Here is a 24,531-nt window from a genome sequence, read left to right as displayed (position 1 = left end):
AGGCCAGCAGAGTGCTTAGGAGGCCAAGATGGCTCAGTGGGCCGGACACCCCACCTTCGATCTGTTCCAACTGCCCGAGGAACACCGGGAGCTGCGGGCGGCGATCCGCGCGCTGGCGGAGAAGGAGATCGCGCCGCATGCGGCCGACGTGGACGAGAACGCGCGGTTCCCGCAGGAGGCGCTGGACGCGCTGAACGCGTCGGGGTTCAACGCGGTGCACGTGCCGGAGGAGTACGGCGGCCAGGGCGCGGACTCGGTCGCGGCGTGCATCGTCATCGAGGAAGTGGCCCGCGTCGACGCGTCCGCCTCGTTGATCCCGGCGGTGAACAAGCTGGGCACCATGGGCCTGATCCTGCGCGGCTCGGAGGAGCTGAAAAAGCAGGTGCTGCCCTCGCTCGCGGAGGACGGCGCGCTGGCGTCCTACGCGCTGTCCGAGCGGGAGGCCGGCAGCGACGCGGCGTCGATGCGCACCCGCGCCAAGGCCGACGGCGACGACTGGATCCTCAACGGCGCCAAGGCCTGGATCACCAACGGCGGCAAGTCGACCTGGTACACGGTGATGGCCGTCACCGACCCCGACAAGGGCGCCAACGGCATCTCGGCGTTCATCGTGCACATCGACGACGAGGGCTTCACCGTCGGCCCCAAGGAGAAGAAGCTCGGCATCAAGGGCTCGCCGACCACCGAGCTGTACTTCGAGAACTGCCGCATTCCGGGCGACCGGATCATCGGCGAGCCGGGCACCGGCTTCAAGACCGCCCTGGCCACGCTGGACCACACCCGTCCCACCATCGGGGCCCAGGCGGTGGGCATCGCCCAGGGCGCGCTGGACGCCGCGATCGCCTACACCAAGGACCGCAAGCAGTTCGGGGAGTCGATCAGCAGCTTCCAGGCCGTGCAGTTCATGCTGGCCGACATGGCGATGAAGGTCGAGGCCGCGCGGCTGCTGGTCTACCAGGCCGCCGCCCGGGCCGAGCGCGGCGAACCCGACCTCGGCTTCATCTCGGCCGCGTCCAAGTGCTTCGCCTCCGACGTCGCGATGGAGGTGACCACCGACGCCGTGCAGTTGTTCGGCGGCGCCGGCTACACCACCGACTTCCCCGTCGAGCGGATGATGCGCGACGCCAAGATCACCCAGATCTACGAGGGCACCAACCAGATTCAGCGCGTGGTGATGTCGCGGGCGCTGCTGCGCTGAATGCGGGACTCCGTTTGGGAAGGCGTCGGCGCACCGAATAGGATCTCCGACAGCAACGAGATGGGCCGGTAAGTCCGGCCCCAGCGTCGGTAAACAGGCACCGGCCGTCCACTCCGACCGTCGTGCAAGAGCAAAGTCTTATCGCGGCCGCGGGAGCGTCCAATTGCTTAACATGGCTTCCCATGGGCTTCCATGGTTGACCGGGAATTGACGCACATGCGCCCTCCCTCCAGCGCCGCCGCGCAGTGGCAGTCGTTATCGCTGCTGTTGGTCGAGGACGACCGGGCCGACGCGCTGCTCGTGGAGGAGCTGATCGCCGAAGCGGTCGCCGACATCCGGCTGACCTGGGCGCAGTCGATCGCGCAGGCCGAAGAGGAGCTCGCATCGGTGCGGCCCGACTGCGTGCTGCTGGACCTGAACCTGCCCGACGCCAGCGGGATCGACGCGCTGGACCGCATCGCCCGGCGCGACGCCGCGGTCCCCATCGTCGTGCTGACCGGGTTGAACGACGAATACTTCGGGGCCTCCGCGGTTGCGGCGGGCGCGCAGGACTACCTCGTCAAGGGGCGCGTCGAGCCCGAGATGCTGCGCCGCGCGCTGCTCTACGCGATCGAGCGCAAACGGGCCGAGCTCATCGCCGCCGACCTGCACGCGAGCCGGCTCCGGGCCCGCGAGAACGCGCTGCTGGAACGCGGCCTGCTGCCGTCGCCGCTGCTGCTCGACCGGCCCGGCATCGACATCGTGGCCCGGTACCGGCCGAGCCGCGAGGACGCCCTGTTATGCGGGGACTTCTACGACGTTGTGCAGACACCCGACCGGGTCGTGCACGTCCTGATCGGCGACGTCGCCGGGCACGGGCCGGACGAAGCGGCGCTGGGGGCGGCCCTGCGGATCGCGTTCCGCGCGCTCACCTTCGCCGGCGTGCACGGCGTGGAGCTGATGCGCAAGCTCGAGCGAGTGCTGCAGTCCGAACGCACCGGCAACGGGATCTTCGCGACGGTGCTCAGCCTGGAGATCCACCCCGACGGCGCCGGCGTCACCGCCGTTAGGGCCGGCCATCCGGGGATGCTGCTGCAGGACGGCGAGGGCGTCGAATGGGTGGAGCCGCCGGGCGGTCCGGCGCTGGGCCTGGGTGGCGACCACTGGCCGCGGCACGAGCTGCGCCTGCCCGCGGGGCAGGGGCTGCTGCTGCTGACCGACGGGCTCTTCGAAGGGTATTCCGGGGAAGGCAACCGGCGCCTGGGCGAGGACGGTCTGCTCGCGCTGGCCCGCAAGCATGCGCGGCTGCCCGGACCGGCGTTCGTCGACGCGCTCATCGACGGCGCCGAGGAACTCGCCCGCCCGCGCGGCGGGCTCAGCGACGACATCGCGGTGGTGCGCGTCGAGCGGACCACGACGTGAGCCCCGCCCTGCGGGTGCCGCGCCTTACGCAGCTGACCGTGCGCGGCTGGCAGTTCCTGGTCCTGTCCACCATGGGCGTGATGGTGCTCGCCGGCGCGGTGATCGGGGCCGTGCTGCTGCAGCGCTCCGACGACATGCTGCGCGCGCTGGTCGACGGGATCCAGCCGTCGCGGGTGGCCGCCTATCAGCTGCAATCGGCGCTGCGCGACCAGGAAACCGGCGTGCGCGGCTACCTGATCGCGGCCGATCGCCAGTTCCTCACGCCGTACTACGACGGGCAGCACGCCGAACGCGAGGCGGCCGATGAGATCCGGCGACGGTTGGCCGAGCGTCCGGACCTGCTCGCCGACCTGGACGCGATCGAACAGGCGGCCGCCAACTGGCGCGCCAACTATGCCGAGCCCGCGATCGCGAGCGTGGCCCCCGACGCCCGGAACGTCATGAGCCGGCCCGCGGCCGAACGTGGCAAGGCCCAATTCGACCACCTGCGTACCCTTTTCGACAGGCAGAACACGAACCTGACCGCGGCGCGCAACCAGGCGGCCGACGATCTCAAGCGAACCAACGCCTGGCGGGACCGGGTGCTCATCACCATGGTGCTGCTGTTCTTCGGCACGGCGGCCGCGCTGGGGCTTTTGATGCGGGACGCGGTCACCCGCCCGCTGGCGGCGTTGGCCGCTTCCTGCCGGCAAATCACGCGCGGCGACTTCGCCGAGACCATCGCAGCGCCTCGGCGCCCCAAGGACATTCGCAACATGGCGATCGACGTGGAGAACATGCGGGAGCGCCTCGTCGAGGAGCTCGAGGTATCCCGTTCGGCCCGCGCGCTTTTGGACGAGCAGGCCGTCGAATTGCGGCGCTCCAACGCCGAACTCGAGCAGTTCGCCTACGTCGCGTCGCACGACCTGCAAGAGCCGCTGCGCAAGGTCGCCTCGTTCTGCCAGCTGCTCGAGAAGCGTTACGGCGACCAGCTCGACGAGCGCGGGATCGAATACATCGGCTACGCCGTCGACGGGGCAAAGCGCATGCAGGTGCTGATCAACGACCTGCTCACCTTTTCCCGCGTGGGCCGCCTGGCCACCATGCAAACCGAGGTCGACCTCGGCACGGCGCTCGACGCCGGCCTGGCCAACCTCGCCGTCGCCCTCGAGGAGACGGACGCCGAAATCGTGCGGCCCGCGCAGCCGCTGCCGGTCATCATCGGGGATCCCACCCTGCTGACCATGCTGTGGCAGAACCTGATCGGCAACGCGGTGAAGTTCCGGCACAAGGACCGCCGGCCCCGCGTGGTCATCGACTGCGAACGACGCACCGACGAGTGGCTATTGTCCGTGTCGGACAACGGCATTGGCATCGCCGAAGAATTCACCGAGAAGGTGTTCGTCATTTTCCAGCGGCTGCACGGCCGGGACGTGTACTCCGGAACCGGGGTGGGTCTGGCGCTGTGCAAGAAGATCGTCGAGCAGCACGGCGGCACCGTCTGGGTCGACTCGACCTACACCGACGGGACGCGGCTTCAGTTCACCCTGCCCATCGCGACGAAAGAAGGAGGCCACGATGACATCGCCATCATCGGCCGGTAGAGCGATCGAGATCCTGCTCGTCGAGGACGATCCGGGCGACGAGCTGATCACGCGAGAAGCGTTCGAGCACAACAAGCTCAAGAACAACCTGCACGTGGCCCACGACGGGGAGGAGGGCCTGGACTTCCTCTACCGGCGCGGTCCATACGCCGACGCGCCGCGACCCGACCTCATCCTCCTCGACCTGAACCTGCCGAAATACGACGGCCGACAGCTGCTGGAGAAGGTCAAGTCCGACCCCGACCTGGCGCGCATCCCGGTCGTCGTGCTCACCACCTCCTCGGCGGAGGAGGACATCCTGCGCAGCTACCAACTGCACGCCAACGCCTACGTCACCAAGCCGGTCGACCTCGACGCGTTCATCACCGCGGTTCGCCAGATCGACGAGTTCTTCATTCAGGTGGTGCGGCTGCCGGGGCTCTAGCCGGTGAGGAACTCCTCGTTGTGCTGCCCGGGCGCGGGTGGGGGTTCGTTGGCCCAACCGGCCGACGCGGCGTCGAAGCTGGCGTAGCGCGCCGGCATGCGAACGACCGTGATCGCGTCCTCACCGCTGCCGACCCGCAGGGCGAGCTCGTTCTCGGCGAACAGCGGGGTGCCGACCACCTGCTTCCAGGTGTAGGCGTGGCAGGCCATCAGGCCGCCGTCCTGCAGCAGCTCGACCCATTCGGCCGCGGTCTTGGCCGCCAGCGCCGACTCGAGTTCCTCGGTGAGCTCCGGGTAGTTGAGCGCCCGGGCGCGCTGGTCGATGAACCGCTCGTCGGTCAGCAGGTCGGGGCGGCCGATGATCTCGCACAGCTTCGCCCAATGCTTGGGCACGTACGCGCTGATCACCAGGTAGCCGTCGGCGGCCTTGAACGCGTCGGACGGTTGGGTGGCGAAGCCAACTCCCTTGCGCTTCTTGGGTTTCGGCTCCGCGTCGGGCCGCGGCTCGCTCGGCTTGTTCAGGTGGATGGTCAGCTGGCTGGCCTGCAGGTTGACCGCGACGTCGTACATCGCGACGCGCACGACGTCGGCCACCCCGTGGCGCTCGCGGTTGAGGAGCGCGGCCAGCACCGCCTGGGCCAGCACGTGACCGCTGGCGGCGTCGACGAGCTGGAAGGGGATGATCTGCGGCTTGCCGGTCGGGGTGGGCATCCCGGTGGTCATGCCCGATTCGGCGGCGACCATCAGGTCGACGCCGGGCCGGTTGCCCTGCGGGCCGTTGCCGCCGTAGGCCGACAGCCGCGCGTAGATCAGCTTCGGGTTGCGCGCCCGCAGCTCGTCGGGCCCGAGCCCCATCCGCTCCATGACCCCGGGCCGAAAGCCTTCCAGCACAACGTCGGCGGTGTCGACGAGCCGCAGAATTCGCTGCTTGCTCTCGTCGTCGGTGAGGTCCACCGTCACCGATTTCTTGCCCCGGTTGTGGGGCAGGAACAGCGTGGGCAGGGGCGGGCGCCCGGGCAGGACGGCGGTGATGTGCCGGGCCGCCTCGCCGCCGGGGGCCTCCACCTTGATCACCTCGGCGCCCAGGTCGGCCAGCACCTGTCCGGCCAGCGGCCCGGCGATGTTCTGGGTGAAGTCCAGTACCCGGTACCCGTCAAGTGGCTTGGCGGGCTTGCTGTTTGGCATGCGTGGCCTTCCCTAAGCTGCCCGGTCCAGCACCGCGGTGCAGTAGTAGTTGCCGGAAAACGGCGCGCCGGGTTCGCTGCGTTGCAAAGGTAACCCGGTGTCGGCCAACAACTGGTTGAGGGGTGTGCGGACCGTGCGCCAGCCGTGCCGCTCCAGGTAGGTTGCCGCGTCGTTGCGCTCGCCGGGGAAGCCCAGGTCGCCCAGCGCGATGTCCAGGCCGTTGGCCCGCCACTTCTCGCTTGCCGCGTTCAGGGCGTCGCCGCTGCTGCCGGTGTTGCTGAAGACCTCGGCCATCAGCCGGCTGCCGTCGGCGGACAGCGCGGTGACGTCGTCGAGCAGCCGGTCCTGCGCCTCGGGCGGCAGGAAGGCGAGCAGGCCCTCGGCGGCCCAGGCGGTCGGCCGTCCGGCGTCGAACCCCGCGCGGCGCAGCGCCGACCGCCAATCGTGGCGCAGGTCGATCGGGACGGGCCGCAGTTCCGCCGTGGGCTCGGCGCCCAGCCGGGCGAGGGTGGCGGTCTTGAATTCGATCACCTCGGGCTGGTCGATCTCGAACACCGTCGTTCCCGGCGGCCAGGCCAGCCGGTACGCGCGGGCGTCGAGCCCGCAGGCCAGGATCACCACCTGGCGGATCCCCACCGCGCCCGCCTCGGCGAAGAACGCGTCGATGTGGCGGGTGCGGGCGGCCAGCAGGTCGGTCATGCGCTGCATGCCCCACGGGGCGTCCGGCTCGTCGACGTCGGCGGAAGTCAACTCACCGGCGGACCACCGCGTCATGAAGTCGATGCCCACCGCGCGCACCAGCGGCTCGGCGAACGGGTCGTCGATCAGCCCGTCGTGGGTGGCCCGGGCCCGCCCCGCGGCCACCATGGTGGCGGTGGCTCCCACGCTGGTGGCCAGGTCCCAGGTGTCGTTGTCGGTGCGCGCCATGTCGTCCCTTCTCCCCGCTACTGGTTAGCCACAATAACTGTGACCAAAGACCCCGCCGGTGGGGGCGTTGCGCACTTATCGACGGCCGCCTCGACCAGCACAGTGAAGGCAATGACGGCGAAGATGTTCGGGCGTCTCGGGTTGGAAACGTGGTCGCTCGCGATGTACGCGCGGTCCGGGGGGTTGCGGTTGATCCCACCCGGTCGGGTGGCTTGGGTGCTGCGCGCACTGGACCGTTACGGGCTTTTGGGCGCCGCGACGGTCATCGCCGCCGCCCGGGACCGCGACGGGCTGGCGCTGATCGACGAGCGTGGTCCGCTGACGTTCGGTGAGCTGGATGAGCGGACCAACGCGCTGGCCAACGAGTGGCGCCGCCGCGGGCTTGGCCCGGGCGCGAGCGTGGGCATCCTGGCCGGCAACCACCGGGGCTTCCTGGAGGCCGTCTACGGCGCGGCCAAGTGTGGCGCCGGCGTCCTGCTGCTCAACACCGGTTTCGGCGGCGCGCAACTCGCCGAGATGCTGTCCCGCGAGGGTGCCGACCTGCTGGTGTACGACGACGAATACGCCGGCATCGTCGCGAACGCCCGGCCGAGGCTGGGCCGAATCCGGGCCTGGGCGCAGTCGCCCGGTCCCGACACGCTCGATGCGTTGATCGAGAGCGGCGATCCCGGCCCGCCGCCGCGCTCCGGCGGCCGGCCCAAGATCGTCATCTCGACCAGCGGGACGACCGGGGTCCCCAAGGGCGCCCTGCGCTCGGAGCCCTACTCGCTGATACCGGTCGGCGGCCTGCTCGGCAAGGTGCCATTGCGCGGCCGGGAGGTCACCGAATGCTGTGTGCCGCTGTTTCATTCGATGGGCTTCAGCCACGCGATGTATGCGATGGTGCTTGGCTCGACCTTGGTGGTGCGCCGCCACTTCGATGCCGAGCAAGCCCTGGACAGCGTGGCCACGCATCGGGCCAGCGCCATGATCGTGGTCCCGATCATGCTGCGGCGCATCCTCGATCTCGGTGCGTCCGCCCTCGCCGAACACGATCTGTCCTCGTTGCGCATCGTGTTCGTCGGCGGATCCCAACTCCGGGCGGCGCTGGCCACCCGCGCGTTGGAGGCGCTGGGGCCCGTGGTCTACAACATGTACGGCTCCACCGAGGTCGCGTACGCCACCATCGCCACGCCAGCCGACCTGGCCGTCGAGCCCGGATGCGTCGGTGCGGTGGTGCCCGGTTCGGTTGTCAAGATCTTCGCCGGCGATCGCGAGGCGCCGCCGGGCACCCCGGGGCGGATCTTCGTCGGCAACGTGCTGGCCTTCGAGGGCTACACCGGCGGCGGCACCAAGGAATCGATCCGGGGCCTGATGTCCACCGGCGACATCGGCCATTTCGACGCGGCCGGAAGGCTATTCATCGACGGCCGCGACGACGAGATGATCGTGTCCGGTGGGGAGAACGTGTACCCGGGCGAGGTCGAGGAGGCGCTCGCGCACCACCCCGACATCCTCGATGTCGCGGTCGTCGGCGTCAGCGACGACGAGTTCGGGCAGCGGTTGCGCAGCTACATCGTGGTGCGGCCGGGCGCATCGCTGACCGAGAGCGACGTCAAGGACTACATCCGAAATCGCTTGGCCCGCTTCAAGGTTCCGCGCGACGTCTTGTTTGTCGACGAGCTGCCCCGCAACGCGGGCGGGAAGGTGCTGAAGCGCCTGCTGGGCGTGTAAGAACGCGGACACGGTTGTGTTACATCGGCGTGTGCGCGCGTGCAACCTCGCCCCGCCGTCGCTAGCCTCGCGCAATGACCACTTCGCCCGTCGTCGTCGCCGAATGCCACGTCGCCGGGAGCGGGGATGCCGGCTGGCGGGCCGCCGCCGGGTGGGCGCGCCGGCTGGCCTGGCTCAGCATGGTCGTCGTGCTCGTCGAGGGCGCGGTCGGCTTGTGGCAGGGACTGGCGGTCGGGTCGATCGCGCTCACCGGATGGGCGCTCGGCGGCGCGGCCGAGGCGCTGGCCAGCGCGATGGTGATCTGGCGGTTCAGCGGCGCGCGGGCGTCTTCGGAGACGGCCGAGCGGCGCGCCCGGCGCGGTGTGGCGGTGTCGTTCTGGCTGACCGCGCCCTACATCGCCGCGGAATCCCTCCGGGACCTGACCGAGGAGCACCACGCCGAGATGTCGGTGATCGGCATTGCGCTGGCCGCCCTCGGCCTGGTGCTGATGCCGGTCCTCGGCCGGGCCAACCACCGGCTGGGGGTGCGGCTCGGTTCGGAGGCCACCGAGGGCGAAGGCACGCAGAACTACCTGTGCGGCATCCAGGCCGCGGCGGTGCTGATCACGCTCGCGCTGACCGGGCTGTGGTCGGGCGCGTGGTGGGTCGACCCGGTGGTGGGGTTCGGGGTCGCCGGGGCCGCCGCCTGGCAGGGCGTGCGGACCTGGCGCGGCCACGGCTGCGGCTGCTGATCCCGGGCGCGTTACGGCAGCAGCCGGCTGAGGCTGAAGATCCCGGACACGACGGTGCCGAAGTTGAGCAGGCCGGAGAGCTGACCGCTGGTGCCGGGGCCGGCCAGGCTGCCGGGGATGCCGACGTTGAAGAAGCCCGAATTGTCGCCGTTGACTATGGTCCCGCCGGTGGCCGAGTTGAAGAAGCCCGACGTCTCGCCGTTGATGAAGGACGGTCCGCTGGCCGAGTTGAAGAAGCCCGAGCCGAAGCCGTCGAAACCAAAATTGGGGTCCGAACCGCTGAAGTTGTTGCCGAAACCCGAGACCGAGCCGTCGCCCCCGGATCCGCCGGTGGTCGAGTTGGAGAAGCCCGAGACCCCGATCCCGGTGTTGCCGAAGCCCGAGTTCGCCGCGCCGCTGTCGGTGCTGTAACCGAAGCCGGTGTTGACACTGCCCGAGTTCCAGTAGCCGGTGTTGCTGCTGCCCGAGTTCCCGTTGCCCGTGTTGAAGTTGCCCGAGTTCCCGAAGCCGGTGTTGGCGAAGCCCCCGTTGCCGGCGCCCGTGTTCACGGGGCCCGCGTTCACGAAGCCGGTGTCTTGCGCGCCCGAGTTCCCGAAGCCGGTGTCGTAGCCGCCGGAGTTCCCGATGCCGGTGCTGACGGCGCCCGAGTTGCCGACGCCGAAGTTGTTGGGAATGCCCGCGTTATAGGTGTTGCTGCCGGTGTTGAACAGGCCGACGTTGCCGTCACCGGAGTTGAAGAAGCCGATGTTGTTGTTGCCCGAATTGAACAGGCCGATGTTGCCGCTGCCCGAGTTCAGCCCGCCGAGGTTGAACTGATTGGTCGCGGTGTTGAAATACGTGTTGCCGATGCCGATTTCGTTGTTGCCGGTCAGCCCGAAGCCGATGTTGTTGTTCCCGGTGTTGCCGGCGCCCATGTTTCCGATGCCGGTGTTTCCACCGCCGCGGTTGAAGGCGCCGGTGTTTCCGAAGCCGACATTGTTGTTGCCGGTGTTTCCCATGCCGACGTTGTTGTCGGCGCCGTTGGTGAGGGTGAGGAAGCTGGTGCCGGTGTTTCCGAAGCCGATGTTGTTGTTGCCCGCGTTGCCGCCGCCGACATTGAAGTTGCCGAAGTTCCCGGGGCCGACGTTTCCGCTGCCGAGGTTTCCGCCACCGACGTTCGAGTTGCCGGTGTTTCCGCTGCCGAAGTTTTGATTGCCGGTGTTTCCGCTGCCCACGTTCGCGTTGCCCCTGTTGCCCGCACCCAGGTTGGGCAGGGTGGACAGCAGGTCCTGCAGCGTCTGCGCGGGGGCCTGCAGCGGCGCCGCGCTGGCCGCCTCGGCGCTCCCATATGCGCTTGCCGCCGCCTGTAGCGCCCGCACGAACTGATCGTGAAACGCCCCGGCCTGCCTGCCCAGTGCGGCGAACTGCTGGCCGTGACCGGCGAACAGCGCGGCGAGGGCCGCCGAGATTTCGTCGCCGGCCATCGCGGTCACCGTCGTCGTCGAGAACGCCGCCGCGGCGCGGGCCGCGGTGAGACTCGATCCGATGCCGGCGACCTCGGTTGCCGTCTGGCCCAGTAGGTCCGGGACTGCGATCAGGTAGGTCATGGCTGGCCTTTCACCGGATCAGGTCGGTGGCTTGACCGCGCCGTGGGCGTGGACGAACGGTAATTTACTTCGCCGCAAGGCCGCTAGACATACGGCAAAGCGCGTATCTTCGCCTGTCGCATGGCCAGTGCGACGGCTTCGGTCCGTGATCGCGCCCCGAGTCGGGTGTAGATGTTTTCGAGGTGCTTGCGGATCGTGGCGGGGCTGAGGTAGAGCTGGTCGGCAATCGCCTGGGTGCTGTGTCCGCCGGCGAGCAGGCGGAGCACCTCCGCTTGACGGTTCGTAAGTCCCAGGGCGAGTAGTGATTCGACTGAGGGCAGGTGGTCGGCGGGCAGCTCATCGAGCAGTAGGGTGCGCCATCCTTCGGCGGTGCGACCGGACAAGGCACGCACCCGCAGCCGGCCCTGGGGCCGGGTGAGGCAGATGCTGTTGAAGACGTCGCGGTTGCTGGCCTGCAGCCAGCGGGCCAACGAATCGGGCAGTACGCCGTCGATGTCGTGCTGCCCGGGGCAATACGCGTCGAGTAGCTGCCGGCTCAACCCCGACGCGTGCATCACGCGGTCACGGTCGTCGAGCAGGATCACCGCCGTGTCAGCCTCGTCCAGGCCCGCCTCCTGCGCCGCGATGACGGCCCTGGCCAGGTCACGTTGGTGTGCTTGGAGGTAGGCGCGGCGCAAATGTGGTTCCAGCAGCTCGACCATCGCGCGATCACGCCCGGTGAAGCTGCGCCGGGATCGGCCGATGGCGACGGTGGCCAAATCTGCTGACTCGGTCAGGTTGAAGTAGAGCTGGTCTTCCACACCCAACAGCCGGTACACCTCCTGGTAGAGCTCTAGGCGATGCAGCTCGCTGGTGGTCACCAGGTCGGAAAGCAAGTGCGCGCGGAAGTCGCCGCGTTGACACAACTGCACTCCAGGATGCTGGTGCGAGGTCGCATCGAACGCCTCGACAAGCCCCGCGTAGGTCGCCTCCGGGGACTCGACGAAAACGAGTACCTGCCCTGTCTCCAGGTCCAGCTCGTTGTAACCAAGCACGTCACCGGGAATCAGACGTCGTACACAGGACAACAACTCGCGGCGAAAGCTCTCCAGCCCGTCAAACGAGTACGCCGCCAGCGCGACCTCCATGACGGCGGCGACGCTGTCGCTGTCCAGACTTGTCATCCTGCGAGTTTCCGATGCTCGGCGCGTTTGAGCAGAAGATACGTGGTTTGCCGTAGTCCCGCGGCGGTTCAGTCCAGGCGGTACCGGATCAGCCGGGAGCTGTTGGCCACCACCGCAACCGACGACGCGTTGTGCAGGATCGCGGCCAGCACGGGGGAGAGCGCGCCGCCGGCGCCGATGATCAGCCCGGCGGCGTTGACGGCGATCGACATGCCGTAGTTCTCGCGGATCACGTCTACCGCGCGGGCGCCCAGGTCGCGCACGTCGAGCAGGCGATGCAGGTCGTCGTTGGCCAGCGCCACGTCGGCGGTCTCGACGGCGACGTCGGTTCCCGCCAGGCCCATCGCGATCCCGATGTCGGCGGCGGCCAGCGCCGGGGCGTCGTTGATGCCGTCACCGACCATGCCCACCACGAAGCCGTCGCCCTGCAGCTCGCGCACCACCTCGAGCTTGTCCTCCGGCATCACCTCGGCGCGCCACTCGTCGATCCCGAGCTCGGCGGCCACCACCTCGGCGATCTCGGGATGATCGCCGGTGAGCATGACGATCCGACGAATCCCGTTGGCGCGCAACTTCGTCAGCACCTCGGCCGCCTCGGGTCGCACCTCGTCGCGCAGGCTGATCAGCCCCACCAGGGTGCCGTCCACCGCGAGCAGCAACGGCGTCTCCGCCTGGCGGCGCAATCGGTCGACCCACTCCTTCGCCTTCTTGGACACCTTGACCTTTTCGGACTGCAGCAGCGACGGGCTGCCCAGCAACAGGGTCCGCCCGTCGGCCCAGGTTCGCATGCCCATGCCCACCAGCACCTCGCACTCCTCGTGCGGCGGGATGCTGATGTGGCGTTCCTCGGTCGAGCGGATCACCGCCTCGGCCAGCGGGTGCCGCGAGTGGATCTCCGAGCTGGCCGCATAGGCCAGCACCTGCTCCGGCTCCCAATCCTTGTGCATCGCAACGATGTTGGTGACCACCGGGCGGCCCACGGTCAGCGTGCCGGTCTTGTCGAACACGATCGCGTCGACTCGGCCCGCCTGTTCCAGGTGGGAGCCGCCCTTGATCAGGATGCCCCGGCGCGCGCCGTTGCCGATCGCCGCGCTGATCGCGGTCGGGGTGGCCAGGCCGACCGCGCACGGGCACGCGATCAGCAGCATGGTCATCGCCCGGCGGACGTCCCCGGTGATCACCAGGGTGATGGCCGAGACGATGAACGACGTGGGAACGAAACGGCGAGAGAAGTTTTCGCCGACCGTCTGGATCGGCGCGCGGTCGTGCTGCGCCTCTTCGACCCGGGCGATGATGCGTCCGATGGTGGTCTGGTTGCCGACGGCGTGGGCGCGCACCACCAGCCGCCCGCGCACCACGACCGAGCCGGCGTGCACGCGCGCGCCCACGATGACGCTGACGGGCAGGTTCTCGCCGGTGATCGCGGACTGATCGACGATCGCCTCGCCGTCGATGACCTCGCCGTCCACCGGTATCGCGACGTGGTCGTGCACCACCACCTCGTCGCCGATTTCAACGCTGTCGATCGGCACCTGAATCTCGCCGTCCGGCAAGCGGATCCACGCCGTGTCCTGGTTGCCGCGCAGCAACTCGGAGATGGCGCGGCGGGTCCGGCGCAGCGTGAGGTCCTGTAGGTACTCGCCGATGTTGAGCAGCCACAGCACGGTGAGGGCCACGACGTTCTCCCGCAACACGAGGCTCGCCACGGTGGCCGCCGAGACCAGCGCGTCGGTGCCGGCCCGGCCGGAGCGCAGGGAGCGCAGCGCGCCGCGCAGGAAGGGGTAGCCGGTGAAGACGGTGACGCCGGTGGCAAACAGCCGTCCACTCGGGCCCAGCAGCGGTGGCCGCGCGAACACGTAGCGGCGCACGCCGAGCAACCCCAGCGCCGCGCCGCCGATGACCATGCGCAGCACGTCGGTGTTGCGGATCTCCGAGGAGTGCGGCGCGCGTGCCGGGATCAGTGCGGCGGCGACGCGGGCGGCGCCGGCGATCGCGTCCAGCATCGCGGCGCGGTCGGCGCGCCGCGGTGAATACCAGACCACCACCGAGCCGGTGCGCGGGTAGGCGTGCACCGCGCGCACCCCCGGCACCTTGGCGACGGCCTCCTCGACCGCCACGGCGCGCCGCGAGTCGGCCCGCACCCACCCGACCGCGACCCGCATGCGCCCGGCCGCATCCGAAATGAGTTGTAGGGCAGGGTCTTCGGGTTGCGGCAGGCGATCAGTGATCGTGCTCATGGGCGTCGGTGACGGACGGCGTGGGCGCCTCCTCGCCGATGCGTTCGCGGGCCTCGGCCATGACGTCGGCGATCTTCAGGCGCGCCGACTCGGCGGCCTCCTCGGCCTTGCGGGTGCCGCGCAGGCCCAGCTCCGCCGCGGACACGGCGGTCTCGTGCAGCGGCGCCTTCGCCGCGGCCTTGCGCACCACCTCGTAGGCCGTCACGCCGACCAGGCCGGTGACCACCGTCCCCGCCGCCTTTGCCAGGAGCCCGTAGACCGCCATTGCCTCACCCTTCCTGTCGGTCGGTTAATCCTCGCACGACGCTAACATTGAAATATTGCGATATCAATATGAATCGGCGGCCTAGAGGACCCGGGTGACCTTTTCCGTCTCGATCCGGCGCGGCTGCGCCGCGGGGTCGGGGTTGGCGACCTGCACCAGCGACGCACCGACCGCCAGGATCGACAGCAGCCCGTCGACCAGTTCCTCGGGACCGGACCAGGCGGCGGTGGACAGGATTCGGTCCCCGGACGTCAATCCCCTTGCAGTGGCGAATCTTTCGCAATCGGCCAGGACCGCTTCGACCGATCGGCTGGCCAGCGCCGGGCCGGGGTGGCGCTCGGGGACGATCTGGTCGCCGTGCACGCGGACGGCGGTGGCGTAATCGGTGACGCCGATCGGCAGGTCCGGTGCGGGGCGGCCGAACGGGTCCAGCGAGAGCACCGCGACCTCACCCCCCGCCACCGAAGCGTCCGCCTCGTCCAGCCGCTCGGCGGTGCACAACGCGAGGTCGGCGGCGGCGCCCGATTCGAGCACGGCCTCGGCGCCGATCCACCACACCCCGAACAGCACCGCCGCCGTCTGCCAGTGCGCCGGAAGCAGGATCGCGACGCGGCTGGCCGGTCCGGCGCCCAGCTCGTCGCGCAACAGGTTGCCGGTCTTGGCCGCCCAGTTGGCCAGCGTCACACCGGACAATTCGATGCGCTCGCCGGTCATGTCGTCGTAGTAGGTGATGCGCGGGCCGACCGGGTCGGCCCGCAGCATCGGATCCAGGATCGCGCCGGAGAGCGTGCTCAGTTGATGCACTCGGGCTTGTCGGAGCCGGCGGTCAGGATCGGCGACGGCGGCGGCGTGTTGGGGCCGGTGGCGCCCGCGTTGGACGCCCGCGCGGTCAGCACCTGGGTGCTGGGGCCACCGGAGAGGCCGGAGCCCGGACCGGTGTAGTCGTTGGCGAGCACCACCTTGACGGATCCGGCCGGCAGCGCCGGGTCGGCGACGACGGGCAACCCGCCCAGTTCCTTGCCGACCTGCTGCGCGCCCAGGTCGTCGGTCTTGGCGGCGCGCACCTGGCTGCCCTTCACGTGGCCGCCGTCGTTGTTGCCGACGGTTCCGGCGCCGAATCCCTTGGCGCTCAACACATCCGACACCGCCGCGGCCAGCCCGTTGATGTCGGTGTCGTTGACCACGTCGACGGTGGTCTTGGCCGGCGTGTAGGCCAGTTCCTCGGTCTTGCCCTGCGCCTGGTCTTGCAGCAGGCTGCCCACCCAGTCGGCGACCTGGTGCGGGTCCACCCGGACCACGCTCTGCATGCCGTCGTCGCTCCAGCCGGCCCCGTCGAGCACCGGGATGGTCGCGAACGCGACCTTACCGCCGGCCAGCTTTTGCAACTGCTGCAGGAAATCCATCACGTCCCATCCCGAGGAGATCACCATCGAGCGCTGGACGGCCGCCTCTAACCGGCCCAGCGTGGAAGGACTGGACAGCGTCTTGCCCGAGATGACCCGGTGGGCCAACGAGGCCATCACCGCTTGCTGGCGCACCACCCGGTCCAGGTCGCCGCGCGGCAGGTCGTGGCGCTGGCGGACGAAGCTGAGCGCCTGCGGGCCGTCGAGCTTTTGGCGGCCGGCCGGGAAGTCGGCGCCCGAAAGCGGTTCGTACACCGGCTCTTTGAGGCAGACCTCGACGCCGCCTAGCGCGTCGGTGATCAGCGCGAAGCCCAGCAGCCCGATCTCGGCGTAGTGGTCGACGGTCACCCCGGTCAGGTCGGCGACGGTCTTGATGAGGGCCTCGCGGCCGGCCTCGGTGCCGGCCGCCTCGGCCTCGGCGGCCGACGCGCCGGCCTTGACCAGGCTGGCCCGCTTCGCCTCCCGGGTCTGGCCGTAGACGCCGTTGATCTTCGTCTTGCCCAGGCCCGGGGCCGCGACGTAGGAGTCCCGCGGGATCGAGATCGCGGTCGCCGACCTTCCGTTGTTCGGTATCCGGACCAGGATGATCGTGTCGGTGTTGGTGGCCTCTTCGTCGCCGGCCCGCAGCGTCGCCAGCTCCTCGGCCGACAGCGGGTTGCCGTGCGCGTCCGTGCGGCTGTCCAGGCCGACGAGCAGGATGTCGATCGCGCCGTCGTCGCCGCCCTTGCCCAGCGACGGGGCGGACATGTGGAAGATGCCGTCCTCGAAGGCCCGGACGTTGCTCCAGGCGATTCCGGTGCCGAAAACGACCGCGACGGCCAGCACAGTGGCAACCACACGAACCACACGTTGCACAGGCATCACAACAGATTACTTGTGACACAGCCGTTTCGCGGGTAGCTGAAAGCGGCGTGCCTGGGCCATGCCAGACTCGACACATGTCGGAAAGGCTTGTGATCAGCGGCGGGGGCGGGCAATTGGGCACTTCTCTGACGGCGCTGGCCGCCGACAGAGGTCGCGACGTGCTGGCGTTCACGTCGTCGCAGTGGGACATCACCGACCCCGCCGCGGCGGAACGGATCATCCGGGCCGGCGACGTGGTGGTCAACTGCGCGGCGTACACCAACGTCGACGGCGCGGAGAGCGACGAGGCCGCGGCCTACGCCGTCAACGCGACCGGCCCGGGGCACCTGGCGCGGGCCTGCGCGAAGGTCGGCGCCCGGCTGATCCACGTCTCCACCGACTACATGTTCACCGGCCCTCCCCCCGAGGACGGCCCGCACCCGTACGAGCCCAGCGACAAGACCGACGCGCGCGGCGTGTACGCCCTCTCCAAGCTGGCCGGCGAGGAGGAGGTGCTGGCCGCGCTGCCGGAGGCGGTCGTGGTCAGGACCGCCTGGCTCTACACCGGCGGAACCGGCAAGGACTTCGTCGCCGTCATGCGCCGCCTGGCCGCCGGGGACGGCCCGGTGGACGTCGTCGACGACCAGGTCGGGTCGCCGACGTACGTCGCCGATTTGGCCGTCGCGCTGCTGCAGGTCGCCGACGAGCGGGTGCCCGGGCCCATCCTGCACGCCGCCAACGAGGGTGCGGTGTCGCGCTTCGAGCAGGCCCGCGCGGTGTTCAGTGAATGCGGCGCCGACCCGGACCGGGTGCGACCCGTCAAGACCGACGACTTCCCGCGCCCGGCGCCGCGCCCGAGCTATTCCGCGCTGGGCAGCCGCGAGTCCGCGGCGGCGGGCCTGACACCGTTAAGGCCCTGGCGCCCTGCGCTTGTCGCGGCGCTGGCCGCGTCCGCCGGTGATCGAGCGTTACCCTCGACGCGTGACTGACGTCCTGCCGGTCGTGACGGTGACCTACTCACCGGGCCCCCACCTCGAGAGGTTTTTGGCCTCCCTGTCGATCGCCACCGAGCGCCCCGTCAGCGTGCTGCTGGCCGACAACGGCTCCACCGACGGGGCCCCGCAGGAGGCCGTCGAGCGCTACCCCAACGTCCGGCTCATCGACACCGGCGCCAACCTCGGATACGGGACCGCGGTGAATCACGCGGTCGCGCGGCTGGATGACGACGAGAACGGGGACTGGTTGATCGTGGCCAACCCCGACGTGCAGTGGGGCCCGGGCAGCATCGACGCCCTGCTGGACGCCGCCACCCGCTGGCCGCACGCCGGCGCGCTGGGGCCGCTCATCCGCGACCCCGACGGTTCGGTGTATCCGTCGGCGCGGCATCTGCCCAGCCTGATCCGCGGGAGCATGCACGCGGTGGTCGGCCCGTTCTGGAAGCGCAACCCGTGGACGGCGGCCTATCGCCAGGAACGGCTGGAGCCCAGCGAGCGGGCGGTGGGCTGGCTCTCGGGATCCTGCCTGCTGGTGCGGCGGTCGGCCTTCGACCAGGTCGGCGGGTTCGACGAGCGCTACTTCATGTACATGGAGGACGTCGACCTCGGTGACCGGCTGGGCAAGGCCGGCTGGCTGAACGTCTACGTGCCGACGGCCGAAGTGCTGCACGACAAGGGCCACTCCACCGGCCACGACCCGGGACTCCACCTGGCCGCTCATCACAAAAGCACCTACATGTTCCTCGCCGACCGGCATCCTGGATGGTGGCGGGCGCCGCTGCGCTGGACGCTGCGGGTTTCGCTGGTGGTGCGTTCGCGGCTGATGGTGCGCAGTGCGCGGCGCCTGAGTAGACGGAACGTGGCGGAAGGGCGGCGCTGAAATGGGAACATCTCAGGTCGATGCGGTGGTGCTGGTCGGCGGCAAGGGCACCCGGCTGCGGCCGCTGACGCTGTCGGCGCCCAAGCCCATGCTGCCCACCGCGGGGCTGCCGTTTCTGAACCACCTGCTGTCGCGGATCGCCGCGGCCGGCATCGAGCACGTCATCCTGAGCACGTCGTATCAGGCCCAGGTCTTCGAGGCGGAGTTCGGCGACGGCTCCAAGCTGGGCCTGCAGCTCGAATACGTGACCGAGGAGCAGCCGCTGGGAACGGGCGGCGGCATCGGCAACGTCGCCGACCACCTGCGCAACGACACCGTGATGGTGTTCAACGGCGACGTGCTGTCCGGCGCCGACCTGGGCCAGCTGCTGGACTTCCACCGGACCAACGAGGCCGACGTCACGCTGCACCTGGTGCGGGTGGGCGACCCGCGGGCGTTCGGCTGCGTGACCACCGACGAGCACAACCGCGTCGTCGCCTTCCTGGAAAAGACGCAGGACCCGCCGACCGACCAGATCAACGCCGGAACGTATGTCTTCAAGCGCGCCATCATCGACCGGATCCCGCGTGGCCGCGAGGCTTCGGTCGAACGCGAGGTGTTCCCGGCCCTGCTGTCCGACGCGGGAGTCAAGGTCTGCGGCTACGTCGACGCCACCTATTGGCGGGACATGGGCACCCCGGAAGACTTCGTGCGCGGCTCGGCCGACCTGGTCCGCGGGATCGCGCCGTCGCCGGCCCTGCGCGGCCACCGCGGCGAGCAGCTGGTGCACGACGGCGCGGCGGTGTCCCCGGGTGCGGTGCTGATCGGCGGCACGGTCGTCGGGCGCGGCGCCGAGATCGGCCCCGGCGTCCGGCTGGACGGCGCGGTGATCTTCGACGGGGTCAAGGTGGAGGCGGGCAGCGTGATCGAGCGCTCGATCCTGGGCTTCGGCGTCCGCATCGGCCCGCGTGCGCTGATCCGCGACGGGGTGATCGGCGACGGCGCCGACATCGGCGCGCGCTGTGAGTTGCTGCGCGGCGCGCGGGTGTGGCCGGGGATCTCCATTCCCGACGGCGGGATCCGCTACTCGTCCGACGTGTGACACGGACTCACGTATGACGCGGCGATCCCTGCAAATGAGCAGCGAAGAAGAGCTCGATTCGTTTCCACGCGTCTTTCGCCGAGGTCGGTTCGGGACCGATGCCGGCGACCCGAAAGAGCGGTCGCAGGGTCCGGGGGCCGGCTTCGGCGTCGTTGAGGAATGCGTGGCTGGCATTCGGATACTCCGCGACGTCGCGAAGGATTCCCGCGTTGGCGAGCGCCGCGTCCAGGCGGCGCGCGGCACCGCGAAGTGATGGGTCGCGTCCTCCGTAGCTGGCCACGATCGGGCATGCGCTGGCCACGGCGGCATCAAGGTTGCGCGGGAGCTGGCCGTAATTGACCGCGGCCGCGGAATACCCGTCGGAGGCAGTCAGCAGCGCGAAGCCGCCTCCGATGCAAAAGCCGACGGTGCCGATCTTCGCGGTGCAGTCAGGGGAGTCGATCAGGTATTGGCGGCCGGCCGCGATGTCGGCGAACACGCGGCCGTGCCCCCGGAGCATGGCGGTCATGGTGGCGACCAGGCAACGTGCGGTGCCGCCCGCACTGAACAAGTCGACGGCCAGGGTGAGATAGCCGAAACTGGCGAGCTTGTCGGCGTGGCGGCGCATGACGTCGTCGAGGCCGAAGATTTCGTGAATCATCACGACACCGGGCCACGGACCCGGCCCGGACGGGGTCGACAGGTAGCCATGCAAGGGTGTGGACCCGTTGCGAGCGCTGGCCAGGTCGCTGAGGTCGATGTCGGTCATGGTGGGGACTCCCGGGGTCAGGTTGCCAGCGGTTGGTTGAGATTGGTGGCGACGCCGAGCAGGCCGACACCGCTGCGTAGGGCATCGGCTGATATGTCGGTCACCAGGTGGTGCATGACGATCAGGCCGTGCATGAGCGAAAACACCGTCGCGGCAACGGCTCTGGTGTCTGAGTCGGCCGGGATGTGTCCGTCGTCGCGCCAGCGGGCTGCCAGTTGGGCGATGTGGTCCAGGGTGTCGAGATACAGCCTGCGGGTCCGTTTGTGCAGGGCCGGGTCGCGCAGTGCTTCCGCCCAAGTCTGCAAGGCGATGCGGGTCAGGTCGTAGTCCTGATTGTCTGTGCGGCTGTGAAGTTCGGCCACCAAGTGGGTCAGCGTTTCGGCAGGAGTGGAGCGGGGGTCGCGGTCGAGGAGCGTGAGGAAGATGCCGCGCACCCTGCTCACGCCTTCCTCGGCGCTGGCGTGGATGAGCTCTTCTTTGCTTCGGAAATACCGGTAGACCGCGCTGGATGACATCCCGGTCTCCGCGACCACCTGGTCCATGGAGGTGGCGTGGAACCCATCGCGCGAAAAGCACCTCCACGCGCTAGTGAGGATGTGCTGGCGGCGTTGGGCGCGAGTCTGCTCTGTGAGGCGGGGCACGCAACCGATCATAAACGGAAACGATCGGTTGCGCTATATCGAAGTTGAGGCTATTTTTGATACTAAAAAGAAACGTTCGTGGTTGTTATAACTGCTCAGGAGAGTCACGTGCCCACATCCGGGACGGGCGCAGACCGTACCCACGCGACCTTCGGCCGCTACGCCGAAACCCCATACGACCAGATGACGCCCGAGCAGCAGCAGGGCTATCGGGTACTCGCGAAGGCCGAGGGGGGCGAGCTACAAGGGCCGGCGAAGATCTGGGTGGACAACTCGAAGCTCGCGAAGGCTGTGGCGCCTCTGGCCGAGCATTTCCATCCACCGAATCATTCGCTCACGCAACGCGAGCGCGAGATCGCCGTCTGCGTCATGCTCGGCATGTGGCACGCGCCGTTTCCGATCACGGCGCACAACCGAGTCGCGATCAATCTGGCCATCTCGCCCGGGGTTGTCGATGCCTTGCTGTGTGGCCGGCCGACGTTTCTGGACGATCAGCGGGAGCAGACCGTCTATGAGCTAGCGGCGGCCCTCGCCGGTGGCCGCTACATCCCCGAGAGCCTGTACGAGCGCGCGGTCGAGGTTCTCGGCCATGATCGCATCACTGACATCACCGTCCTCATGGGTATGTACACAGCAGTCTCGTTCACGCTGAAGTTCTACGACGTCCCCGCCGACGCACCGGGGATCAAGCGCTGAAATGCCAAGGATTGCAACAGGTATGAAAGGAATTACCGCCGTGAGCGCTCCTGTCAACCGATTCGTCATCGGCCCCAGCGCCGACGGCCGTTCGGCGGTCCTGCAGCAAGGACTGACCAACGTGCAAGCCCGCGACGGATTCTTCTGGCGGGCCACACTGTGGGCGACCCAGGAAACCCCTGCCGACAACACAATTGACGGCGACCGGTCACAGACTCCCGGATTGGACGCACAACGCGAACCCTTCCCGAACGGATTCATCTGCCGAGCGCTGGAAATCTGGCCCGATGACCCCGACGTCGACGAGCGTCGCCGCCAGTTCACCGAGCTGAACAAACAAGTGCGCCAAAAGCACCTTCCCACTGCGGCCGAGCTGGACCGTCACCCCACCATGCACCGCACCGACACCCTGGACTGCCTCACCTGCGTGCGCGGCGAAATCTACCTCGTCACGGACACCGACGAGGTACTTATGCGGCCGGGCGACACCGCGATCATCCGCGGGGTCAACCACGCCTGGAGCAACCGGTCAACCGAACCGTGCCTCCTCGTCGGCACGATGACAGACGCCGTCCCGGCATAACCGTTGGCCGGCAATCGCACCCACGCATAAGGAAACTCATGAAGGCGCCGCGAAAATTGCGCATCGGTCGTGTGCGCAAGATGCTGGCTCTATCGGCGGTGTGGCTGAGCGGCACCGTAATCGTTGCCGCAAGCCCGGCTCACGCGCAGGGGCCCGACGATTTCCTTCGAGATCTCAACGGCATCGGCATCGGCAACCCAAGCGACAGCCACAATTTCGACCTGGTCGGGTTCGGCAACGCGATCTGTTGGCGGCTCTACAGCGGCGAAGCCCCCGCCGAGTTAATTCAGCATTTGGTCACCGAATCGCGCTCAGGCGGCCAAGCGGGGCTCACACCTCAACAGGCCCGGGCCGCTCTCGGCTTCGCCGTCTCCGACCTCTGTCCCGATGCCGCCCATCCGGGCGAGACACATTGATGGGGGTCCGACGTCTGAGCCCTCGCCCGTCCCGAGCGTGCGGCTCGCTTCAGACTCGCCGCGTGGCGCGGGCGACGAGGTACGCCAGCGCGTGATCCGTGCCGTCCGGCAGGGCGTCGGCGGGTCACCACCGCAGGTCGTCGGACTCGTCGCTGATGGCGATCCGGGCGCGGTGATCGGCGACGGCGCCGACATCGCCGCGCGGTGCGAGCAGTTGCGGGCGTCCGGGTGTGGCCCGGTGTGTCGATTCCCGACGGCGGGATCCGCTACTCCTCCGACGCGTAGGACCTCGGCGAACGGCGGCCCGCTAGGAGCCGTTGCCGCCCTGCCCGCCGTTGGCGGTACCGCTACCGCCGGTAAATGGTGTGACGAAGGCGGCACCGCCGCCGCCACCACCACCCAACCTGCTGCCGAGGCCCGTGCCGAAGCCGAAGCCGCCGCCCGCGGCGCCCGGGCCGCTGGCGTCGCCGCTGGAGCCGTTGCCGTCGTTGGGGCTGCCGAGGCCGCCGACCGGCGAGCCCCCGCTGAAGCCCGAAACGACGTTGCCGCCGGCGCCCCCGGCGCCGCCGGTGCCGCCAGCTCCGCCGAAACCGCCGCCACCACCACCGCCGCCGGCCGCGCTGATAGCACCGGTGCCGGCACCGGTGCCGGCACCGCCGAGGCCGCCGCCGGCCGCGGGGAAAATACCGCTGCCGGCACCGGCGGCTCCGTTGCCACCGGTTGCGCTGAAAACCCCCTGGACGACAACCGCACCGCCACCGCCGGCGCCGCCATAATTGCCGGTCGCGAAGGGGTTGCCGGCGCCGCCGCCACCACCAACGCCACCGAAGGCCGTGACGTTGTTAACTTGGCTGAAGGTCTGGGTGCTGACCACGGCCTGGCCACCGGCGCCGCCGTTGCCGCCAGCTCCGCCGAAACCGCCGCCGCTGCTGTTGCCGCCGAGGCCGCCGCCGCCACCGCCGCCGCCGGCGGCGGCCCCAGCGGCATTGGGGTTGGTGGGGTTGACGGTTGCGTTGCCGCCGTGGCCGCCGTTGCCGCCGGTGCCGCCGGTGGGGCCGATGCCACCGGTGCCGCCGTTGCCGCCGTTGCCGGCGGCCAAGTTTGCGTTGTTGTCACCGCGGCTGGTGTTGACGGTGCCGCCGTTGCCGCCGTCGCCGCCGTGCCCACCGGTGCCGGCGATGCTGATGCCGCCGTCACCGCCGTTGCCGCCGCTGCCGGAGCCGTCGGTGTCGCTGCCGTCGCCGCCGTCACCGCCGGTGCCGCCGGCCCCGCCGGTGAGGCCGTTGCCGCCGTTGCCGCCGTTGCCGCCATGCCCGCCGGCGCCGGTGGGGGCGGCGGTGCCCCCTACACCGCCGCCCCCACCGGCGCCGGCGGTGAGGCCGTCGCCGCCTGCGCCGCCGTTGCCGCCGTTGCCGGCGGCGGTAACGCCGTTGTCGTTGGCACCTGCACCGCCCAGCCCGCCCTGACCGCCGTTGCCGGCGACGCCGTTGCTGCCGTCGGCATGGCCGAACAGGCCGATGCCTTGACCGCCGGACCCGCCGGCCCCGCCGTTGCCGCCCGTACCGCCGTTGGTGCCGTTCAGGGCGCCGGCGACACCGGCGTCACCGGCACCACGGGCTCTGCAATCGCGGCCACCAACGGCGGCATCGGCGGCAGCGGCGGGGCAGGCGGCGCTGGCGGCAACGGCGGGATCTTCTCCGGCACCGGCGGTGCAGGTGGAGCAGGCGGAACCGGCGGAGTCGGCGGGACCGGCGGGGCCGGTGTCGCCGGCGCCCTGAACGGCACCAACGGCGGTACGGGCGGCAACGGCGGGGCCGGCGGGTCCGGCGGTCA

At 69.7% G+C, this 24,531-nt stretch carries 22 protein-coding genes and 3 pseudogenes; 13 read left to right on the top strand and 12 right to left on the bottom strand.

Annotated features, from left to right (window positions below; translation table 11 throughout):
- The first annotated feature begins 28 nt into the window (after positions 1 to 28).
- From A5712_RS26795 to A5712_RS26780, 4 genes are all read left to right on the top strand, one after another.
- Complete coding sequence (locus A5712_RS26795) at positions 29 to 1,198, top strand: acyl-CoA dehydrogenase (protein ID WP_068112487.1); 1,170 nt, start codon at positions 29 to 31, stop codon at positions 1,196 to 1,198.
- Between the two features lie 216 nt (positions 1,199 to 1,414).
- Positions 1,415 to 2,599 (top strand): PP2C family protein-serine/threonine phosphatase, encoded by a 1,185-nt coding sequence (locus A5712_RS26790; protein WP_156766785.1) that lies wholly within the window; start codon positions 1,415 to 1,417, stop codon positions 2,597 to 2,599.
- 71 nt (positions 2,600 to 2,670) lie between these two features.
- Positions 2,671 to 4,182, top strand: coding sequence for a CHASE3 domain-containing protein (locus tag A5712_RS26785; RefSeq protein ID WP_082973684.1), 1,512 nt, complete (start codon positions 2,671 to 2,673; stop codon positions 4,180 to 4,182).
- Positions 4,157 to 4,606: a response regulator gene (locus A5712_RS26780; protein WP_068112478.1), complete on the top strand. Its 450-nt coding sequence runs from the start codon at positions 4,157 to 4,159 to the stop codon at positions 4,604 to 4,606. The genes A5712_RS26785 and A5712_RS26780 overlap by 26 nt, the downstream gene beginning before the upstream one ends.
- On the opposite strand, the gene A5712_RS26775 is transcribed toward A5712_RS26780, so the two are convergent.
- Together A5712_RS26775 and A5712_RS26770 are read right to left on the bottom strand one after the other, a co-directional pair.
- Positions 4,603 to 5,790, bottom strand: coding sequence for a CoA transferase (locus tag A5712_RS26775; RefSeq protein WP_068112474.1), 1,188 nt, complete (start codon positions 5,788 to 5,790; stop codon positions 4,603 to 4,605). The genes A5712_RS26780 and A5712_RS26775 overlap by 4 nt on opposite strands.
- Positions 5,791 to 5,802: 12 nt before the next feature.
- Positions 5,803 to 6,717: a class I SAM-dependent methyltransferase gene (locus A5712_RS26770; protein WP_068112471.1), complete on the bottom strand. Its 915-nt coding sequence runs from the start codon at positions 6,715 to 6,717 to the stop codon at positions 5,803 to 5,805.
- Positions 6,718 to 6,828: 111 nt separating this feature from the next.
- Between A5712_RS26770 and A5712_RS26765 the strand changes: the two genes are divergently transcribed.
- Positions 6,829 to 8,430: an AMP-binding protein gene (locus A5712_RS26765; RefSeq protein ID WP_068112468.1), complete on the top strand. Its 1,602-nt coding sequence runs from the start codon at positions 6,829 to 6,831 to the stop codon at positions 8,428 to 8,430.
- 74 nt (positions 8,431 to 8,504) lie between these two features.
- Positions 8,505 to 9,161: a cation transporter gene (locus tag A5712_RS26760; protein ID WP_068112466.1), complete on the top strand. Its 657-nt coding sequence runs from the start codon at positions 8,505 to 8,507 to the stop codon at positions 9,159 to 9,161.
- Between the two features lie 11 nt (positions 9,162 to 9,172).
- Here the strand turns inward: A5712_RS26760 and A5712_RS26755 are convergent, their stop codons facing one another.
- The 6 genes from A5712_RS26755 to A5712_RS26730 all read right to left on the bottom strand — a co-directional run bounded on the left by A5712_RS26755 (position 9,173) and on the right by A5712_RS26730 (position 16,679).
- Positions 9,173 to 10,747, bottom strand: coding sequence for a PE family protein (locus A5712_RS26755; protein WP_068112463.1), 1,575 nt, complete (start codon positions 10,745 to 10,747; stop codon positions 9,173 to 9,175).
- A gap of 83 nt (positions 10,748 to 10,830) precedes the next feature.
- Positions 10,831 to 11,910, bottom strand: coding sequence for a LuxR C-terminal-related transcriptional regulator (locus tag A5712_RS26750; RefSeq protein WP_068112459.1), 1,080 nt, complete (start codon positions 11,908 to 11,910; stop codon positions 10,831 to 10,833).
- A gap of 68 nt (positions 11,911 to 11,978) precedes the next feature.
- On the bottom strand, positions 11,979 to 14,147 hold the full coding sequence (gene ctpC / locus A5712_RS26745) for a manganese-exporting P-type ATPase CtpC (RefSeq protein ID WP_068112456.1): 2,169 nt from the start codon (positions 14,145 to 14,147) through the stop codon (positions 11,979 to 11,981).
- Positions 14,131 to 14,412, bottom strand: a complete 282-nt coding sequence (locus A5712_RS26740) for a DUF1490 family protein (protein ID WP_068112454.1) — start codon at positions 14,410 to 14,412, stop codon at positions 14,131 to 14,133. Before A5712_RS26740 ends, ctpC begins: the two co-directional genes overlap by 17 nt.
- Positions 14,413 to 14,493: 81 nt before the next feature.
- Positions 14,494 to 15,216: a TIGR03089 family protein gene (locus tag A5712_RS26735; RefSeq protein ID WP_197519508.1), complete on the bottom strand. Its 723-nt coding sequence runs from the start codon at positions 15,214 to 15,216 to the stop codon at positions 14,494 to 14,496.
- The gene (locus tag A5712_RS26730; protein ID WP_369830442.1) at positions 15,204 to 16,679 is read right to left on the bottom strand and encodes an LCP family protein; all 1,476 of its coding nucleotides are present in this window, start codon (positions 16,677 to 16,679) and stop codon (positions 15,204 to 15,206) included. Before A5712_RS26730 ends, A5712_RS26735 begins: the two co-directional genes overlap by 13 nt.
- Positions 16,680 to 16,753: 74 nt before the next feature.
- Here A5712_RS26730 and rfbD point away from each other — a divergent pair, with 74 nt between their 5' ends.
- Genes rfbD through A5712_RS26715 form a run of 3 tightly spaced genes read left to right on the top strand, consistent with a single transcriptional unit; the run spans position 16,754 to position 19,614 of the window.
- Positions 16,754 to 17,647, top strand: coding sequence for a dTDP-4-dehydrorhamnose reductase (gene rfbD, locus A5712_RS26725; RefSeq protein WP_068112448.1), 894 nt, complete (start codon positions 16,754 to 16,756; stop codon positions 17,645 to 17,647).
- A complete protein-coding gene (locus tag A5712_RS26720; protein ID WP_068112445.1) occupies positions 17,640 to 18,533 on the top strand; it encodes a glycosyltransferase family 2 protein in 894 nt (297 codons plus the stop codon). The genes rfbD and A5712_RS26720 overlap by 8 nt, the downstream gene beginning before the upstream one ends.
- Before the next feature lies 1 nt (position 18,534).
- A complete protein-coding gene (locus A5712_RS26715; protein WP_068112441.1) occupies positions 18,535 to 19,614 on the top strand; it encodes a sugar phosphate nucleotidyltransferase in 1,080 nt (359 codons plus the stop codon).
- Positions 19,615 to 19,621: 7 nt separating this feature from the next.
- Here A5712_RS26715 and A5712_RS26710 read toward each other — a convergent pair whose 3' ends face one another.
- Together A5712_RS26710 and A5712_RS26705 are read right to left on the bottom strand one after the other, a co-directional pair.
- The gene (locus A5712_RS26710; RefSeq protein ID WP_068112437.1) at positions 19,622 to 20,362 is read right to left on the bottom strand and encodes a dienelactone hydrolase family protein; all 741 of its coding nucleotides are present in this window, start codon (positions 20,360 to 20,362) and stop codon (positions 19,622 to 19,624) included.
- Between the two features lie 17 nt (positions 20,363 to 20,379).
- Complete coding sequence (locus A5712_RS26705; RefSeq protein ID WP_082973682.1) at positions 20,380 to 21,015, bottom strand: TetR/AcrR family transcriptional regulator; 636 nt, start codon at positions 21,013 to 21,015, stop codon at positions 20,380 to 20,382.
- Between the two features lie 96 nt (positions 21,016 to 21,111).
- Here A5712_RS26705 and A5712_RS26700 point away from each other — a divergent pair, with 96 nt between their 5' ends.
- From A5712_RS26700 to A5712_RS26690, 3 genes are read left to right on the top strand one after another with little or no spacing between them, the layout of a single operon-like run.
- Positions 21,112 to 21,699 (top strand): carboxymuconolactone decarboxylase, encoded by a 588-nt coding sequence (locus A5712_RS26700; protein WP_156766784.1) that lies wholly within the window; start codon positions 21,112 to 21,114, stop codon positions 21,697 to 21,699.
- Positions 21,700 to 21,739: 40 nt separating this feature from the next.
- On the top strand, positions 21,740 to 22,282 hold the full coding sequence (locus A5712_RS26695; protein WP_068112433.1) for a cupin domain-containing protein: 543 nt from the start codon (positions 21,740 to 21,742) through the stop codon (positions 22,280 to 22,282).
- Positions 22,283 to 22,320: 38 nt separating this feature from the next.
- Complete coding sequence (locus A5712_RS26690) at positions 22,321 to 22,698, top strand: DUF732 domain-containing protein (RefSeq protein ID WP_068112430.1); 378 nt, start codon at positions 22,321 to 22,323, stop codon at positions 22,696 to 22,698.
- Between the two features lie 49 nt (positions 22,699 to 22,747).
- On the opposite strand, the pseudogene A5712_RS31115 reads toward A5712_RS26690, so the two are convergent.
- Positions 22,748 to 22,867 (bottom strand): annotated as a pseudogene (locus A5712_RS31115) (NUDIX hydrolase); the annotation flags it as partial.
- A gap of 3 nt (positions 22,868 to 22,870) precedes the next feature.
- On the opposite strand from A5712_RS31115, the pseudogene A5712_RS31110 reads away from it, so the two are divergent.
- A pseudogene (locus tag A5712_RS31110) lies at positions 22,871 to 22,983 on the top strand (NDP-sugar synthase); the annotation flags it as partial.
- A 22-nt stretch (positions 22,984 to 23,005) separates the two neighbouring features.
- On the opposite strand, the pseudogene A5712_RS31535 reads toward A5712_RS31110, so the two are convergent.
- Positions 23,006 to 24,531, bottom strand: a pseudogene (locus A5712_RS31535) (PE family protein); the annotation flags it as partial.

Origin of the sequence: Mycobacterium sp. E2327, assembly GCF_001672675.1 — a bacterium.
Taxonomy (GTDB): domain Bacteria; phylum Actinomycetota; class Actinomycetes; order Mycobacteriales; family Mycobacteriaceae; genus Mycobacterium.
The sequence above is the reverse complement of the archived record's forward strand: the minus strand, read 5'-3'. Positions and strand labels throughout refer to the sequence as shown.

What these genes read in the sequence shown, in the direction of transcription:
- A5712_RS26775 (WP_068112474.1), bottom strand. Translation starts at nt 5,790, where the DNA reads ATGCCAAACAGCAAGCCCGCCAAGCCACTTGACGGGTACCGGGTACTG.
- A5712_RS26765 (WP_068112468.1), top strand. Translation starts at nt 6,829, where the DNA reads ATGACGGCGAAGATGTTCGGGCGTCTCGGGTTGGAAACGTGGTCGCTC.
- A5712_RS26785 (WP_082973684.1), top strand. Translation starts at nt 2,671, where the DNA reads ATGGGCGTGATGGTGCTCGCCGGCGCGGTGATCGGGGCCGTGCTGCTG.
- rfbD (WP_068112448.1), top strand. Translation starts at nt 16,754, where the DNA reads ATGTCGGAAAGGCTTGTGATCAGCGGCGGGGGCGGGCAATTGGGCACT.
- A5712_RS26715 (WP_068112441.1), top strand. Translation starts at nt 18,535, where the DNA reads ATGGGAACATCTCAGGTCGATGCGGTGGTGCTGGTCGGCGGCAAGGGC.
- A5712_RS26760 (WP_068112466.1), top strand. Translation starts at nt 8,505, where the DNA reads ATGACCACTTCGCCCGTCGTCGTCGCCGAATGCCACGTCGCCGGGAGC.
- A5712_RS26705 (WP_082973682.1), bottom strand. Translation starts at nt 21,015, where the DNA reads ATGATCGGTTGCGTGCCCCGCCTCACAGAGCAGACTCGCGCCCAACGC.
- A5712_RS26710 (WP_068112437.1), bottom strand. Translation starts at nt 20,362, where the DNA reads ATGACCGACATCGACCTCAGCGACCTGGCCAGCGCTCGCAACGGGTCC.
- A5712_RS26690 (WP_068112430.1), top strand. Translation starts at nt 22,321, where the DNA reads ATGAAGGCGCCGCGAAAATTGCGCATCGGTCGTGTGCGCAAGATGCTG.
- A5712_RS26740 (WP_068112454.1), bottom strand. Translation starts at nt 14,412, where the DNA reads ATGGCGGTCTACGGGCTCCTGGCAAAGGCGGCGGGGACGGTGGTCACC.
- A5712_RS26750 (WP_068112459.1), bottom strand. Translation starts at nt 11,910, where the DNA reads ATGACAAGTCTGGACAGCGACAGCGTCGCCGCCGTCATGGAGGTCGCG.
- A5712_RS26790 (WP_156766785.1), top strand. Translation starts at nt 1,415, where the DNA reads ATGCGCCCTCCCTCCAGCGCCGCCGCGCAGTGGCAGTCGTTATCGCTG.
- A5712_RS26755 (WP_068112463.1), bottom strand. Translation starts at nt 10,747, where the DNA reads ATGACCTACCTGATCGCAGTCCCGGACCTACTGGGCCAGACGGCAACC.
- A5712_RS26795 (WP_068112487.1), top strand. Translation starts at nt 29, where the DNA reads ATGGCTCAGTGGGCCGGACACCCCACCTTCGATCTGTTCCAACTGCCC.
- ctpC (WP_068112456.1), bottom strand. Translation starts at nt 14,147, where the DNA reads ATGAGCACGATCACTGATCGCCTGCCGCAACCCGAAGACCCTGCCCTA.
- A5712_RS26780 (WP_068112478.1), top strand. Translation starts at nt 4,157, where the DNA reads ATGACATCGCCATCATCGGCCGGTAGAGCGATCGAGATCCTGCTCGTC.
- A5712_RS26770 (WP_068112471.1), bottom strand. Translation starts at nt 6,717, where the DNA reads ATGGCGCGCACCGACAACGACACCTGGGACCTGGCCACCAGCGTGGGA.